The 13,725-nt window shown below is 72.6% G+C and carries 14 protein-coding genes and 2 pseudogenes; 7 read left to right on the top strand and 9 right to left on the bottom strand.

Translation table 11 applies throughout. The annotated features are described in order from the left end of the window. Positions 1-70: 70 nt before the first annotated feature. Positions 71-1,075 (top strand): ROK family protein, encoded by a 1,005-nt coding sequence (locus E0D90_RS16575; protein ID WP_265415958.1) that lies wholly within the window; start codon positions 71-73, stop codon positions 1,073-1,075. Next, positions 1,072-2,244 (top strand): N-acetylglucosamine-6-phosphate deacetylase, encoded by a 1,173-nt coding sequence (gene nagA, locus E0D90_RS16570; protein WP_130799065.1) that lies wholly within the window; start codon positions 1,072-1,074, stop codon positions 2,242-2,244. The genes E0D90_RS16575 and nagA overlap by 4 nt, the downstream gene beginning before the upstream one ends. Before the next feature lie 144 nt (positions 2,245-2,388). Here the strand turns inward: nagA and E0D90_RS16565 are convergent, their stop codons facing one another. The 3 genes and pseudogenes from E0D90_RS16565 to cdgB form a co-directional block, all read right to left on the bottom strand. Continuing rightward, a complete protein-coding gene (locus tag E0D90_RS16565) occupies positions 2,389-3,378 on the bottom strand; it encodes a hypothetical protein (RefSeq protein WP_130799064.1) in 990 nt (329 codons plus the stop codon). Positions 3,379-3,496: 118 nt separating this feature from the next. After that, a pseudogene (locus tag E0D90_RS28610) lies at positions 3,497-3,952 on the bottom strand (GGDEF domain-containing protein); the annotation flags it as partial. A 74-nt stretch (positions 3,953-4,026) separates the two neighbouring features. Then, positions 4,027-5,086 (bottom strand): annotated as a pseudogene (cdgB, locus tag E0D90_RS16560) (diguanylate cyclase CdgB); the annotation flags it as partial. A 356-nt stretch (positions 5,087-5,442) separates the two neighbouring features. On the opposite strand from cdgB, the gene E0D90_RS16555 reads away from it, so the two are divergent. Then, positions 5,443-5,943: a flavin reductase family protein gene (locus E0D90_RS16555; protein ID WP_258036892.1), complete on the top strand. Its 501-nt coding sequence runs from the start codon at positions 5,443-5,445 to the stop codon at positions 5,941-5,943. A 61-nt stretch (positions 5,944-6,004) separates the two neighbouring features. Here the strand turns inward: E0D90_RS16555 and arfB are convergent, their stop codons facing one another. Beyond that, entirely contained in the window at positions 6,005-6,466 is a 462-nt protein-coding gene (arfB, locus tag E0D90_RS16550) for an alternative ribosome rescue aminoacyl-tRNA hydrolase ArfB (protein WP_103500490.1), read from the bottom strand. A 201-nt stretch (positions 6,467-6,667) separates the two neighbouring features. Between arfB and E0D90_RS16545 the strand changes: the two genes are divergently transcribed. Both E0D90_RS16545 and E0D90_RS16540 read left to right on the top strand, forming a co-directional pair. Then, positions 6,668-7,243: a TerD family protein gene (locus E0D90_RS16545; RefSeq protein WP_130799061.1), complete on the top strand. Its 576-nt coding sequence runs from the start codon at positions 6,668-6,670 to the stop codon at positions 7,241-7,243. A 169-nt stretch (positions 7,244-7,412) separates the two neighbouring features. Then, positions 7,413-7,910 carry a hypothetical protein gene (locus E0D90_RS16540; RefSeq protein ID WP_130799060.1) on the top strand — a complete coding sequence of 166 codons (498 nt, stop codon included), beginning with the start codon at positions 7,413-7,415 and terminating at the stop codon, positions 7,908-7,910. Between the two features lie 53 nt (positions 7,911-7,963). Here the strand turns inward: E0D90_RS16540 and E0D90_RS16535 are convergent, their stop codons facing one another. Continuing rightward, positions 7,964-8,707: a pentapeptide repeat-containing protein gene (locus E0D90_RS16535; RefSeq protein WP_130799059.1), complete on the bottom strand. Its 744-nt coding sequence runs from the start codon at positions 8,705-8,707 to the stop codon at positions 7,964-7,966. A gap of 144 nt (positions 8,708-8,851) precedes the next feature. Beyond that, the gene (locus E0D90_RS27500) at positions 8,852-10,243 is read right to left on the bottom strand and encodes an NAD(P)-binding domain-containing protein (RefSeq protein ID WP_194116906.1); all 1,392 of its coding nucleotides are present in this window, start codon (positions 10,241-10,243) and stop codon (positions 8,852-8,854) included. Between the two features lie 227 nt (positions 10,244-10,470). Between E0D90_RS27500 and E0D90_RS16525 the strand changes: the two genes are divergently transcribed. Further along, positions 10,471-10,842, top strand: a complete 372-nt coding sequence (locus tag E0D90_RS16525) for an ArsR/SmtB family transcription factor (RefSeq protein WP_130799058.1) — start codon at positions 10,471-10,473, stop codon at positions 10,840-10,842. Positions 10,843-11,062: 220 nt separating this feature from the next. Here the strand turns inward: E0D90_RS16525 and E0D90_RS16520 are convergent, their stop codons facing one another. From E0D90_RS16520 to E0D90_RS16510, 3 genes are all read right to left on the bottom strand, one after another. Next, complete coding sequence (locus E0D90_RS16520; protein WP_174856212.1) at positions 11,063-11,503, bottom strand: MerR family transcriptional regulator; 441 nt, start codon at positions 11,501-11,503, stop codon at positions 11,063-11,065. Positions 11,504-11,626: 123 nt separating this feature from the next. Next, positions 11,627-12,739, bottom strand: coding sequence for an ACR3 family arsenite efflux transporter (gene arsB / locus E0D90_RS16515; RefSeq protein WP_130799057.1), 1,113 nt, complete (start codon positions 12,737-12,739; stop codon positions 11,627-11,629). Next, on the bottom strand, positions 12,736-13,044 hold the full coding sequence (locus E0D90_RS16510; protein WP_130799056.1) for an ArsR/SmtB family transcription factor: 309 nt from the start codon (positions 13,042-13,044) through the stop codon (positions 12,736-12,738). The genes arsB and E0D90_RS16510 overlap by 4 nt, the downstream gene beginning before the upstream one ends. Before the next feature lie 94 nt (positions 13,045-13,138). On the opposite strand from E0D90_RS16510, the gene E0D90_RS16505 reads away from it, so the two are divergent. Further along, complete coding sequence (locus E0D90_RS16505; protein ID WP_130799066.1) at positions 13,139-13,558, top strand: arsenate reductase ArsC; 420 nt, start codon at positions 13,139-13,141, stop codon at positions 13,556-13,558. Positions 13,559-13,725: the final 167 nt, after the last annotated feature.

Genomic DNA, 13,725 nt, shown 5'->3' with positions numbered 1-13,725 from the left:
CTCCACCACCGCTCCCGCCCCCCGCGCCGGGGACGGCCATGTGATCGCGCTCGACGTGGGCGGCACCGGCATGAAGGCGGCGCTGATCGACGCCACCGGCACGCCGGTGCTGCGACGGCGGCGCTCCACCCCGCGCGCCGACGGCCCGGAGGCGATGCTGGCGGCCGTGCTCGACTTCGCCGCCGAGCTGCACGCCACGGGCGTCCGGGAGCTGGGTGCCGCGCCGGTCGCCGCCGGGGTCGTCGTACCGGGCATCCTCGACGAGCCGGCGGGCGTGGTCCGCTACGCCGCCAATCTGGGCTGGCGCGATCTGCCGCTGCGCCGGCTGCTGAGCGAGCGGCTCGCCGGGCTGCCGGTGGCACTCGGCCACGACGTGCGCACCGGCGGCCTGGCCGAGGGCCGCCTGGGCGCCGGCGAGGGCAGCGACCGGTTCTTCTTCATCCCGCTGGGCACCGGCATCTCCGGGGCGATCGGCATCGGCGGCCGGGTGGAGCCCGGTGCCCACAGCGGCGCCGGGGAGATCGGTCACCTCGTGGTGCGTCCCGGTGGGCCGGACTGCGGCTGCGGTCAGCGCGGCTGCCTGGAGGCGGTGGCCTCGGCCGCCGCGGTCGGCCGTGACTGGGCGGAGCGCTCCGGCGACCCGGAAGCCGACGCGGCGGACGCGGCCCGCGCCGTGGCCGCCGGGGACCCGGCCGCCACCGAGGTCTGGCAGCGGGCCGTGGACGCCCTCGCCGACGGCCTGCTGATGGCCACCACCCTGCTCGACCCGGAGGTGGTCATCGTCGGCGGCGGCCTGGCCGAGGCCGGCGACACCCTGCTCGTCCCGCTGCGCGCGGCACTGCGCGAACGGATCACCTTCCAGCACGAGCCGCGGCTGGTCCGGGCGGCTCTCGGCGACAGCGCGGGCTGCCTGGGCGCCGGGCTCCTCGCCCGGGAACTCGCCGACCGCGCCGTCGCGGAGGCCGCTGCCGAAACCGCCGCCACCGAAACCGCCGCGGCCGGCACAGCGAGCAGCGTCACCGCACCCACGTCCGGCACCACCGCCCCGACACCCCGGAGGTCCCAGATCCCATGACGTCACATGTTCAGCGCGCGGTGCTGACCGGGGCCGACGTGGTGCTCCCCGCCGGGGTCGCCGAGGGCGGGCGGGTGACCGTGGACGGCGGCCGGATCGTGACCGGCCGCCCCGACGAGACCGCCACCCACGACCTCACCGGGCACTGGATCGTGCCCGGCTTCGTCGACATGCACGTCCACGGAGGGGGCGGTGCCTCCTTCTCGGCGGGCACCGCCGAGCAGGCCCACACCGTGATCGGCACCCACCGGGCGCACGGCACCACCACGATGGTCGCCTCGACCGTCACCGGGGACCTGGACGATCTCGCGCGGCAGGCCGGCGCCCTCTCCGAGCTGGTCGAGGACGGCGACCTGGCCGGTATCCACTTCGAGGGTCCGTTCATCTCCGCGCAGCGCTGCGGCGCCCACCAGCCCTCGCTGCTCCGCGACCCGGACCCGGCCGACGTCCGCAAGCTGGTCGAGGCGGCGCGTGGCACGGCCGTGATGGTCACCGTCGCCCCCGAGCTGCCCGGCGGGCTGGAGTCGGTGGGCCTCCTGCGGGAGCTGGGCGTTCTCGCGGCGATCGGCCACACCGACGGCGACTACGAGACGACGCGTCGAGCCGTCGACGCGGGCGCGAGCGTCGCCACCCACCTCTTCAACGCGATGCCTCCGCTGGGCCACCGCGCGCCCGGGCCGATCGCGGCCCTGCTGGAGGACGAGCGGGTCACCGTCGAGCTGATCAACGACGGGACGCATCTGCACCCGGCCGCGCTCCAGCTCGCCTTCCGCGACGCGGGCGCCGACCGGGTGGCGTTCATCACCGACGCCATGGGCGCGGCCGGAATGGGCGACGGACGCTACCCGCTGGGACCGCTGGAGGTCGACGTGACCGACGGGGTGGCCCGGCTGGTGGAGGGCGGCTCCATCGCGGGCTCGACGCTCACCCTGGACCAGGCGTTCCGGCGCGCGGTCACCGTCGACGGCATCGCGGTGCCCGACGCGGTGCGCGCGCTGGCGACCACCCCGGCGCGGATGCTGGGGGTCGCCGACCGTGTCGGCTCGATCGAGGCCGGCAAGGACGCCGACCTGGTGGTGCTGGACCGGGAGTACCGGGTGGCGGGCGTGATGCGCAAGGGCCGCTGGCTGGTCGAACCAGTGGTCGAACCGTCGGCGGCACGCGGCTGAGCGCGGCCCGTCCCGGGAGACGACACGGCCCCGGCGGGGGCGGCGGTGAGGCCGCGCCCCGCCGGGGCCGTGGTGCGTGTGCTGGTGCGAATGTGCGCATGTGCGTGCGTGCCGGCCGGCCGGCGGCTCAGCAACGGGCGAGGATCACCAGGGCTCCATGCCGTCGGCGTGCGGGGTGACGACGAGGCCGTCGATCACCACGTCGCAGGTGTCGTCGCCGCCGCACCCGATCTGGAGGAGGTTGCTGCCCTCGTTGAGGTAGACCTGCTTCCAGGTGTAGGTCCAGTTGTCCTTGTAGGCACCGCTCTTGCGATGGTCCTTGAACTCCAGTTCGTCGCCGCGGAGGCTGTCGTTGATGGCCCAGCTCATCAGCTGGTCGCCGTCCTCGACGGTGTAGCCGACGTAGACGCGGTAGTCGCCGGGCGTGCCGTCGAAGTCGAACTGCCAGCTGACGGTCGAGTTGTTGTTGTTCAGGCCGGTGATGTAGCTGCCGTCGGACGAGCGGGCGCCTTCGAGCTGGCCGCCTCCGACGATGGCGCCGTTGCTCAGCGTGATGTCCGCGCCGTTGAAGTCCGCCACGGGGAGGTCTCCCGAATCCTCGGGATCCTCCTCGTCCTCGCCGGTCTCGTCCTCGTCGGCGCCGTCCTCGTCCGTGTCGCCCTCGTCCTCGTCGTCCGGGACGTCGGGCGTCGGGTTGACCTCGCTGCTGTCGTCGGCGCGGTCGTCGTCGCCCCCGGCGTCGTTGTTGCTGAAGAGCAGCGCGGCGCCGACGCCGAGCACCACGGCGGTGACCACCGCGATGGCGCCGATCAGCAGGGTGTTGCGGCGCGGCGGCTCACCGCCGTTCTGGTACGGGCCGGGCGGGCCGCCGGAGTGGTAACCGCCACCGCCGGGCTGGGCCTCGGGAGCCGCGTAGTGGGGGTCGTGCTGGGGCGGCGCCGACTGGGGCTGCGGATAGCCGTAGCCGGAGCGCTGGCCGCCGTAGGGGCGGCGCTCGCCGACCGGTCGGACCTGGTGGTACGAGGGCTGCTGCGGCTGCTGAGCCGGTGCCTGGCCGTCCTCCGGACGGTAGAGGTAGCCGAAGGGGTCGTCCCCGCCCTCCGGTGTGCTCATGCCGTTGTTCCCCGCGCTCATCGCTTGCGCTCCTATCGTTCCCCGCCCTCGTCCTACGCCAGGCCGAGCCTACCCCGTTCGGCGGACACCGGACGGCGCCGGAGCGTCTACCCGGGCGGAGGGCGTCCACGCTCCCCGGTCAGCCGGCGCGGCGGCGGTGGTGGGGGCGGGAACGCTTCTCGATGTACATCCGCTGGTCGGCGGATTCCAGTATCTGCTCGGTGGTCATCCCGCAGGCGGCCCAGCCGATGCCGAAGCTGGCGCCGACCCGCAGGACGCGGTTCTCCACCCGCATCGGCGGGATGATGGCCTGCCTCAGCCGCACCGCCAGGTCGGACGCCTCCGCGTTGCCGAGGCCGTCGGCGAGCACGACGAACTCGTCACCGCCGAGCCGTGCGACGGTGTCGTCGTCGCGGACCGCGCGCAGCAGTCTGCGGGCGACCTCCTGGAGCGCGGCGTCGCCGTAGCCGTGACCGTGGCGGTCGTTGATGGACTTGAAGCCGTCGAGGTCGCAGAAGAGGACGGCGAGGCCCTTCTCGTCCCCGCCGGGGGTGTCCGGCGCCGTGAGGTGTTCGTGGTGGTCGAACGGTGGCGGCGCCGGGGTGCCGAGCCCCGCGAAGGCGTCGGTGACGCGGCGCGACTGGGGTTCGGACTCGGGCTGCTCACAGATGCGGCTGCCCAGGCGCTGCCGCAGTTCGGCGCTGTTGGGGAGCCCGGTCAGTGAGTCGTGGCTGGCCCGGTGCTTGAGCTGGAGCTCATGGCGCTTGCGCTCCTCGATGTCCTCGACGTGGGTGAGGAGGAAGCGGGGCCCGTCGGTGGTGTCGGCGACCACGGAGTTGCGCAGCGACACCCAGACGTAGGTGCCGTCCCGGCGCGTCAGCCGGAGTTCGGCGCGGCCGCCCTCGGCGGAGGTGCGCAGCAGCACGCCGGTGTCCTCGGGGTGGACGAGGTCGGCGAAGGAACAGCGGCGCAGGACGGTCATCGGACGGCCGAGGAGGCGGCAGAGGGCGTCGTTGACGCGGAGCAGCAGGCCGTGTTCGTCGCCGCCGACCTCCGCGATGGCCATGCCGCTGGGGGCGTACTCGAACGCCTGGCGGAAGCTCTCCTCGCTGGCGCGCAGCGCCTGCTGTTCGCGCTCCAGCCGGTGCAGGGCCCGCTGCATGTTGCCACGCAGCCGGGCGTTGGATATCGCGATGGCGGCCTGCGAGGCGTACAGCTGGAGCGCCTCGCGTATCCAGGGGCCGGGGCGGCGGCCGTTGCGGGGGCGGTCGACGGAGAGGACGGCGAGGAGTTCGCCGTCGCTGGTGGCCATGGGGGCGTAGAGCCGGTCCATGGGGTGCCACTCGTCGGGGTAGCGCGGGGCGGGGCCGGTGCCGGTCCAGGTCGGGACGTCGTCCTCCAGCACCCAGGACTCGGTGTAGGGGATGAAACAGAGGTCACCCCAGCGCTCGCCCATCTCCAGGCGGCGCTCCCAGGACTCCCGGGAGCCGGTGCGGCCGGCGAGGCTGGTCTCGACGTCGGCGTCACCGGCGACGGCCGCGACGAGCAGGTCGCCGTCGGGCCGGACGAGGTTGACCGCGGCCAGTTCGAAGTCGACGGCTTCCACCACGCCGTCGACGATGGTCTGCAGGGTGTCCGCCATGGAACGGGCTGTGTTGAGCCGGGCCACCGCGTGATGCAGCTCGCGCAGCGATGCCAGGCGGACGTACGGCTCGGTCTCCGTTCCCATTCACACCCCCGGCAGATGCACATGCAGATACACAGGCCACTGAATCACAGCGAGCTGTCCACTAGGTACACAGGGTCAACGATTACTTGCCTCCTGTGACTCATGTCACATTTTGCGACTGCCTCGGTCCTCGGACGTAGGTCCCCCGCCACCCCGCCTGGTCCCGGGGTCCGATGCGCGGACGCGAACAAGGAGGTTACGTTCTGAGTGTGTTCAGCAGCGCGGGAAGTGCAAACAGTGCCACCGGAGACCACCGAGCGGCGACCCCGGGACCGGTGGGGCTGCCCGGACGGGCCACGCCCGACGCGACGGCCCGGCAGCCCGCCGGGCGGCCCGGCGTCGGCCATGCTGACGGGGTGAGTCAGGACGAGTTCCGAGCGGCGATGGCCCGGCTGGCCGCCGGAGTGGTCCTCGTCACCGCCCACGACGACGAGGACGAGCCGGTCGGCGCCGCCGCGGGCATGACCGCGACCGCCTTCCTCTCCGTCTCCCTCGACCCGCCCCTGGTACTGGTCAGCGTGCGCACCGGTTCCCGAATGGACGAGATCCTGGAACGGCAGCCGCTGTGGGCGGCCTCCCTGCTGACCGAGGGGCAGCGCACCCTCGCGGGGCGGTTCGCGATGAAGGGGCGGCTCAGCGACCGGCTGATCTTCCGCGAGGTGCCGCACACCCTCGGCGCCCTCACCGGAGCCCCCCTGCCGGACGGCTCGCTGGCCTCGGTGGAGTGCCGTACCGAACAACGCGTGGCTGCCGGGGACCACACCCTGGTGATCGGCCGGGTGCTGACCACCCGGCTCACACCGACCGGGGAGAACCCGCTCACCTACTTCCAGGGCCGCTACCGCTCGCTGGACTGATCCGGCCGCCGCCCGCGGCCCGGGTCGGTCCGAGCCGCGGAGCCGCAGCCCGTGACCGGGGTCAGTCCCAGCCGCCGCCGGAGCGGCCCCGCTTGACGTCGCCGCGCTGCTTCTTGCTCCGCAGCCGTCGCTCGTTCGCTCCGCGCGAGACCCGTTTGCGTTTGCGTGCCTTCGGGGGCGGCGCGGTCGCCTGCGCCAGCAGCGCCGCCATGCGTTCCGCCGCGCTGTCCCGGTTCCGCAGCTGTGAGCGGTGCTCGGAGGCCCGCACGGTCAGCACCCCGTCCCGCAGCCGGCCCGCGAGCCGCTCCAGCGCGCGTTCCTTCCACGCGGCGGGGAGCGCGTCGGTCGCGGCGAGGTCGAAGCTCAGCTCGACCTGGGTGTCCGTGGTGTTCACATGCTGCCCGCCCGGACCGGAGGAGCGGGAGAACCGCCAGCGCAGCTCCGCCTCGGGCAGGCAGACCGGACCACCACCGGCGCCGTCGGCGCCGGCGGGACGCTCGCGGATGACATAAGGCCCGGCCATGGGGGCAATGATCCCCTCCGGGGCGCCCTCGGCGCACCCTGTTAACGACGCACGGCTCCCGGGTACGCGACCGGGTACGCCCGTGCGGGCGGGGGGAACCTCGCGAGGGCCGGAGTCGTTGGGCGAAGAACGGTAACGTCTTCGTGACACCCGGACTTCCGTGGCCCCCGCAACGCCAGAAACCATCAAGGGGATCTTCTTATGGCTGTGAGCCTCACCAAGGGCGGAAACGTCTCTCTGAGCAAGGAGGCGCCTGGCCTGACCGCCGTGACCATCGGCCTCGGCTGGGACGTACGCACCACCACCGGCGCCGACTTCGACCTCGACGCCACCGCCATCGCGGTGGACGCCGGCAACAAGGTCGTCTCCGCCGGGCACTTCGTGTTCTACAACAACCTGATCTCCCCCGACCAGGCGATCCAGCACACCGGGGACAACACCACCGGCGAGGGCGAGGGCGACGACGAGGAGATCAAGGTCTTCCTCGACGGCCTGGGCCCCGAGATCGAGAAGATCGTCTTCCCGGTCTCGATCCACGACGCCGACGCGCGCGGCCAGAGCTTCGGCCAGGTCCGCAACGCCTACATCCGGGTGACCAACCAGGCCGGCGGCGCGGAGATCGCCCGCTACGACCTGAGCGAGGACGCCTCGACCGAGACCGCCATGGTCTTCGGTGAGCTGTACCGCAACGGCGCCGAGTGGAAGTTCCGCGCGGTCGGCCAGGGCTACGCCTCCGGCCTGCGCGGCATCGCGCAGGACTACGGCGTCAACGTCTGACGCGGCCGTCACCACGCCGGTCGCTCCGCGGGGGCGGCCGGCGTTCGCGTGTCCGCGCGTCGCCGCGTGTTCGCCTGCCAACGCGCGTCCGCCTGTCCGCCCCACCGGCTGTGGAGACGGGCCGCGTACCGGCCGTGGGGCGCGTCCACCGGCGTGACACGATGGCCCGGTGCTGGACATCGGCTACGCGCTCTCCCGTCGCTTCCCGGACCCGCCGCAGACGGAGTACCGCACCGCCGACGTGCGGGCCCTGCGTCACGACCTGTTCTGCGGGGACGTCTACCTCGCGGACACCGTCACCGACGACGAGGTGTCCACCGCCTGGGGCTGGGTCCCGGTGCTGGACTTCGCGTGGGCGCTGTGCGACATCGCCGAACGGCTGGACCGCGACCCGATGGGCAGCCGCGCCTCACGGCCTCAGCGCGCCGAGCTGGACTTCACCGAGTCGACCGAACTGCTGCGCTTCGAGCGCCGGTTCGGCCATGTGAGGATCCGAGCCGACTGGCAGGACAACGACGAACCGGCACTCACCGTCCCCTTCGGCGACCTCCGCCGCGAGGCACGGGACTTCCTGCAGGACGTGGTCGCCGACCTGACCGACATGCACGAGGACCTCGACCACAATCCGGCCGTCTGGGACCTCCTCGCCCGCTTCCCGCGGGTCTGACGCTCCGGCGACCGACCGAGCGACCGGCCGACCGCCCGGCCGGCCCCCCGGGTTCAGTTCTCGACCCTGAGCCCCATCGCCGCCGCGAGGACCGGCGCCAGGTCCAGGAGCTGCGCGGGAGTGACGACGGCCCCCTCCAGCCGCTCCACACCCCGGGTGATCTCCAGTCCCGCCACGCCCCGCAGATCGGTGTCGCGCAAGGTCGCCTGGTTGAGGTCGACGCCGCGCAGGTCGCAGCCCTCGAACGACACCCGCTCCAGCGTGGCTCCGCCGAAGTCGGGCTCGACCAGGACGCACCCCTCGAAGACGACGTCGGTCAGCCGGGCCTGCCGGAGGTTCAGGTAGTCGATCTTCCCGCCGCGCACCCGCACGCGGTTCAGCTCAGCCGCGCTGAGCTGGACACCGCCGAGCCGGGCGTCCACCAGCTCCACGTCACGCAGCACCGCCTCGGCCAGGTCGGTGCCGACGCCGCGGACCTCTTCCAGCAGGGTGTCCACCAGGCGGGCGCGGCGCAGGTCGGCCCGGTCCAGCGCGCAGCGGCGCAGTACGCAGCCGAGGATGTTGGCGCCCCGGCCCTCTCCGTCGGCGAGGTCCATGTCCGCGAACTCCAGGCCGTCGCAGTCGCCGCCCGGCTCCAGGTCGTATCCGTCGGCGGGGCGCAGCACCGGCAGTTCGTACTCCGGCGCCCTGGGCGCGCGGACGCCCGGCCGCGCGGCACGCCCGGCGCCGGGCCCGTCGTCGTGACCACGGGCGGTGCGGGAACGGCGGGCCGGGGAGCGGGGTTCGCGAGACGCCATGCGCGCCAGTGTGGCCCATGCCACCGACAACCGAACCGGCCACCGTGACCGACACCGACCGCCCACCCGGAGGAGACGGCGGCGCGGGACCGGACCGGTCGGCTGCTCCGGCCGCCGCCCCGGGCACGCGGGTGCCCGGGGCGGTCATGAGCCGCAGCAGTCCCCCGTCGGCCCGTGGCCGCCGGCCACGGCTGCGGGCGCGGGCGCCGCTGCGGGCGCTCCGACGCCGCAGCCCCCTCCGTCCGTCCGGGCGGCGGCCGGGGCGTCGAAGAGCCCGGCCCCGCCGCAGACTCCGGTCTCGGGGAGGGTGAGCTCGACGCGGTCGGCGGATTCGCGGTCACCGTCGAGCGCGGCGGCCACGGAGCGGACCTGCTCGTAGCCGGTCATGGCGAGGAAGGTCGGGGCCCGGCCGTAGGACTTCATGCCGGCCAGGTAGACCCCCGCCTCTGGGTGGGAGAGCTCGCGGTGACCGTGCGGGTATACGGTGCCGCAGGAGTGCTGGTTGGGGTCGATCAGCGGGGCCAGCTCGGTCGGCGCCTGGAGGCGCTCGTCCAGGCCGAGGCGCAGCTCGTTGAGGAAGTTGAGGTCGGGACGGAAGCCGGTCAGTACGATCACCTCGTCGACCGCGTCCAGGCGGCGCCCGTCCTCGCCGATCAGGATCAGACGGCCGTCGGCGTCGCGTTCGATCGCCTCGGTACGGAAGCCGGTGACCGCGTCCGCGTGGCCCTCGTCGACGGCTGCCTTCGCGGCGAGTCCGAGGGCGCCGCGGGCGGGAAGCTGGTCGGCGGCGCCGCCGCCGAAAGTGGAGCCGGAGATGCCCCGGCGCAGGATCCAGACGCTCTTCGTGCCGGTGCCGTCGTCGGACTCGGCGAGGGCTGCCAGGTGGGCGAGGACGGTGAAGGCGGAGGCGCCGGAGCCGATGACGGCGGTGCGGCGCCCCGCGTACCGGGCGCGGACGACCGGGTCCGTGAGGTCGGGGACGCGGTAGGTGATCCGGTCGGCGGCGGCCTTCTCGCCGAGGGCGGGCAGTCCGCCGGCACCCGCCGGAGAAGGGGTGGCCCAGGTGCCGGACGCGTCGATGACGGCGCGGGCCAAGACACGCTCCTCACGGCCGTCGGCATGGCTCAGGTACACGACGAAAGGCTGCTGGTCCCGGTCGGCGTCGACGATCCGGTCACGGCCGGCACGCGAGACGCCGGTGACCCGCGCGCCGAGGCGTACCCGGTCGCCGAGGACGTCGGCGAGCGGCTGGAGGTACTGCTCGGCCCACTCACCACCGGAGGGGTAGCCGCCCGGGTCGGGCCGGGTCCAACCGGTGGGGGCCAGGAGCTTCTCCGCGACCGGGTCGACGACTTCGCCCCAGGTGGAGAACAGCCGCACGTGCGCCCAGTCACGTACCGCGGTGCCGGCAGCCGGGCCGGCCTCCAGGACCATGGGCTCGATGCCCCGGTCCATCAGGTGGGCGGCGGCGGCCAGGCCGACGGGGCCGGCACCGATCACGACGACGGGCAGCTCGGTGGCGGCGGGGACGGTCATCGGCAACTCCCTGACTGTTTCGACATCTGTCGATGGCTTGCATGACCCAGTCTCACACTTACATCGATGAGCGTCAACATAGACATATGTCGAAACTGGCGTGTCGCACCCGGCACCCCGGCGAGGTCGCGAACGAAGCACACCCGGCACCCACCGCAACCGGTCACCCACTCCGCCCGCAGGCAACGACCCCGGCGCACAGGTTCGACATGTGTCAACATAGACGCATGTCAACTGCGAAGGTGCTGCCACTGATCGAGTCCGGCGGCCAGGGTGTCGCACCGTGCTGCCCACCGCTGACCGAGCGCACGCTGACCGCCGAAGAGGCAATGACGGCCTCTCGGATGTTCAGGGCCCTCGGAGACCCGGTGCGCCTGCGGCTCTTCTCGGCCGTGGCCTCCCACGAGGGCGGAGAGGCGTGCGTGTGCGACATCTCCGATGTCGGCGTCTCCCAGCCCACGGTGTCCCACCACCTGAAGAAGCTCAAGGAAGCCGGCCTGCTGACCTCCGAGAGGCGCGGCACCTGGGTCTACTACCGGGTCGAGCCGTCAGTGCTCACCGCGATGGGCCAGCTGCTGACACTGCCCGCCGCAGCCTGACGCCCCCACAGCGGAGGAGTATGCGGTAGTGAGCAACGGGGCACCGGGCACCCGGAGCCGCTGACCGCGGGTCACGCCGAACAGGCGGCGACGGTCCGCCGCAGGGGAATCGACGGGGATGACCCCGTCGCCGCACGCCACCCCGCGTTCCACCAGCGAACTTGCCCCCGCGCCATCCACACACGACGCCGTCCTCGTCGAGCGTGGCGGCGCCGCCACGTCAGGGGCGCCGCGATTCCCCCTCGGACAGACGAGCGCGCAGGGTCGCGGCGAAATCCTCGGCACGAGAGAGCTGGACGCGCAGCCTCTCCACCTGCTCCGCCGCGGTCCGCTCGTACTCGCGCACACGCCCCAGAAGGGCCTCGCGCTCGCCGGGCTCCGGCTGAGCATCGGCATCGGCATCGGCATCGAGACGGTCAGTGGCGTCGAGGCGATCAGTGGCGTCCAGCAGGTCACCCATCTGGTCCAGCGTGAAGCCGAGCGGCTTCATCCGGCGGATGACCATGAGGCGGGCGACATCGGTCTCGGTGTAGAGACGAAAGCCGCCCTGGGAACGGGCGGACGGGGTGACAAGGCCGGCCTCCTCGTAGTGCCGGATGGTGCGCAGGGACAGCCCGGTGCGCGCGGCGACCTCGCCGATCTGCATGTGCTTGCCGTCCACGTCTCTGCTCCTGGCCTTCCGTCGGGCCGGCGTCCCCCCCGGGACGGGCACCGGCCCGACGGCTGTGGCGGCGTCTGCGGCCGTGGCGGGCCGCAACCACGTCCACGTCGACGTCGTACCGTGTCACGGAGCCGTGGTGACCGCGTCGGCCGGGAACCTGCGGCGCCAGGCGAGCGCGACATAGACGAGCCCGATCAGCACCGGCACCTCGATCAGCGGTCCCACGACCCCGGACAGGGCCTGGCCCGAGGTGACGCCGAACGTGGCGATGGCAACCGCGATGGCCAGCTCGAAGTTGTTGCCCGCCGCGGTGAACGCCAGCGTGACGGTGCGGTCGTAGGCGAGGCCCAGCCCCTTGCCGAGGAGGAAGGTCCCGAAGAACATGATCGCGAAGTAGACCAGCAGCGGCAGCGCGATCCGGACGACGTCCAGCGGCTGCGAGGTGATCGTCTTCCCCTGGAGGGCGAACAGGACGACGATAGTGAACAGCAGCCCGTACAGCGCCCAGGGGCCGATCCGCGGCAGGAACTTCGCCTCGTAGCCGGCGCGGCCCATCTTCTGCTCGCCGAAGCGGCGAGTGAGGAACCCGGCCAGGAGCGGGATACCGAGGAAGATGGCGACGTTCAGCGCGATGTGCCAGACGGACACGTCCAGGCCTTGGCCGTCGCCAAGGTTCAGCCAGCGAGGCAGCAGGTCGAGGTAGAACCAGCCGAGCACCCCGAACGCGATGACCTGGAAGACACTGTTGAGGGCGACGAGGACGGCCGCTGCCTCCCGGTCGCCGCAGGCGAGGTCGTTCCAGATGATGACCATGGCGATGCAGCGCGCCAGACCGACGATGATCAGACCGGTGCGGTACTCGGGCAGGTCCGGCAGGAAGATCCACGCCAGGGCGAACATCACCGCCGGGCCGACGACCCAGTTGATGACCAGCGAGGACACCAGCAGTTTGCGGTCGCTGGTGACGCGGTCGAAACGGTCGTAGCGGACCTTGGCGAGTACCGGGTACATCATCACAAGCAGGCCGAGCGCGATCGGCAGGGAGATCCCGCCGATCTCGATCTTCGCGAGCGCGTCGTTCATCCCCGGGACGAGGCGGCCCAGGCCGAGGCCGACGGCCATGGCGAGCAGGATCCAGACCGCGAGGTAGCGGTCCAGGGTGGACAGCTGCTTGACGATCGAGTCGTCACCGGACGGGCCGGCACCCTGAGCGGTGGTGGGCTCGGCGGAAGTCACGGACAGGCCCTTTTGTTCTCGACGGCGTCACGGGCGGAAGCGGCCAGCGCGGCGAACTGCTCGGACAGCCCGACCAGGACCTCGGGGCGCAGCTTGTAGTAGACGTACCGGCCGCACGGCTCGGTCTCCACGACACCGGCCTCGCGCAGGATCTTCATGTGGTTGGACAGGTTGGTCTGCTTGGCTCCGGTCTCCTCGACCAGGTGCGTCGTGCACAGCGTCTCGCGCGCCAGCAGGGTCACGATCTTCAGGCGGAGCGGATCGCCCAGCACCCGGATCACATCAGGATCGACTGAAGTCAGCATGCGCTGATACTCTCACATCACTGCGTGCTGATACCAGCAGGTGCTGAAGTCATTGGCGGCTGGTGCCGTCGTGCGACGAGAGAGAACGATCACCATGGCCGAGTCCGGCAAGCCGTCCGTCCTGTTCGTCTGCGTCCACAACGCCGGCCGCTCCCAGATGGCCGCTGCCTGGCTGACCCACCTGGCCAGCGACCGCGTCGAGGTCCGCTCCGCCGGCTCGAACCCCTGCGACGCCGTCAACCCCGCCGCCGTCGAGGCGATGGCCGAGGTCGGTATCGACATCTCCGCCGAGGGCCCGAAAGTCCTCACGATCGACGCGGTCCGCCAGTCCGACGTCTGCATCACGATGGGCTGCGGCGACGCCTGCCCCGTCTTCCCCGGCAAGCGCTACCTCGACTGGAAGCTGGAAGACCCCGCCGGCCAGGGCGTGGCAGCCGTCCGCCCGATCCGCGACGAGATCAAGACCCTGGTCGAGAACCTCATCGCCGAGATCGCCCCGGAGACGATGAGCTGAGCGGGATACCGGCTGCGCCGCAACGCCCCTCGGCGCCTGGCGCCACCTCGACGCCCTCGCCACACCCGGGCCCGCCGGCGCACCGGCCCGCCGACGCACCCCGCGCGGGTTCGGTGGGGCGCGGCAGAGCGAGCACCTCGGCGCCCGGACGACCATCGTCACCGGCC

Source organism: Streptomyces otsuchiensis (genome assembly GCF_004305975.1).
In the GTDB taxonomy this organism is placed as follows: Bacteria; Actinomycetota; Actinomycetes; order Streptomycetales; family Streptomycetaceae; genus Streptomyces; species Streptomyces otsuchiensis.
The sequence above is the reverse complement of the archived record's forward strand: the minus strand, read 5'-3'. Positions and strand labels throughout refer to the sequence as shown.

Coding starts and splice junctions, on each gene's coding strand:
- E0D90_RS16575 (WP_265415958.1), top strand. CDS start 71: ATGAAGGCGGCGCTGATCGACGCCACCGGCACGCCGGTGCTGCGACGG.
- nagA (WP_130799065.1), top strand. CDS start 1,072: ATGACGTCACATGTTCAGCGCGCGGTGCTGACCGGGGCCGACGTGGTG.
- E0D90_RS16565 (WP_130799064.1), bottom strand. CDS start 3,378: ATGAGCGCGGGGAACAACGGCATGAGCACACCGGAGGGCGGGGACGAC.
- arfB (WP_103500490.1), bottom strand. CDS start 6,466: ATGGCCGGGCCTTATGTCATCCGCGAGCGTCCCGCCGGCGCCGACGGC.
- E0D90_RS16545 (WP_130799061.1), top strand. CDS start 6,668: ATGGCTGTGAGCCTCACCAAGGGCGGAAACGTCTCTCTGAGCAAGGAG.
- E0D90_RS16535 (WP_130799059.1), bottom strand. CDS start 8,707: ATGGCGTCTCGCGAACCCCGCTCCCCGGCCCGCCGTTCCCGCACCGCC.
- E0D90_RS27500 (WP_194116906.1), bottom strand. CDS start 10,243: ATGACCGTCCCCGCCGCCACCGAGCTGCCCGTCGTCGTGATCGGTGCC.
- E0D90_RS16525 (WP_130799058.1), top strand. CDS start 10,471: ATGTCAACTGCGAAGGTGCTGCCACTGATCGAGTCCGGCGGCCAGGGT.
- E0D90_RS16510 (WP_130799056.1), bottom strand. CDS start 13,044: ATGCTGACTTCAGTCGATCCTGATGTGATCCGGGTGCTGGGCGATCCG.
- E0D90_RS16505 (WP_130799066.1), top strand. CDS start 13,139: ATGGCCGAGTCCGGCAAGCCGTCCGTCCTGTTCGTCTGCGTCCACAAC.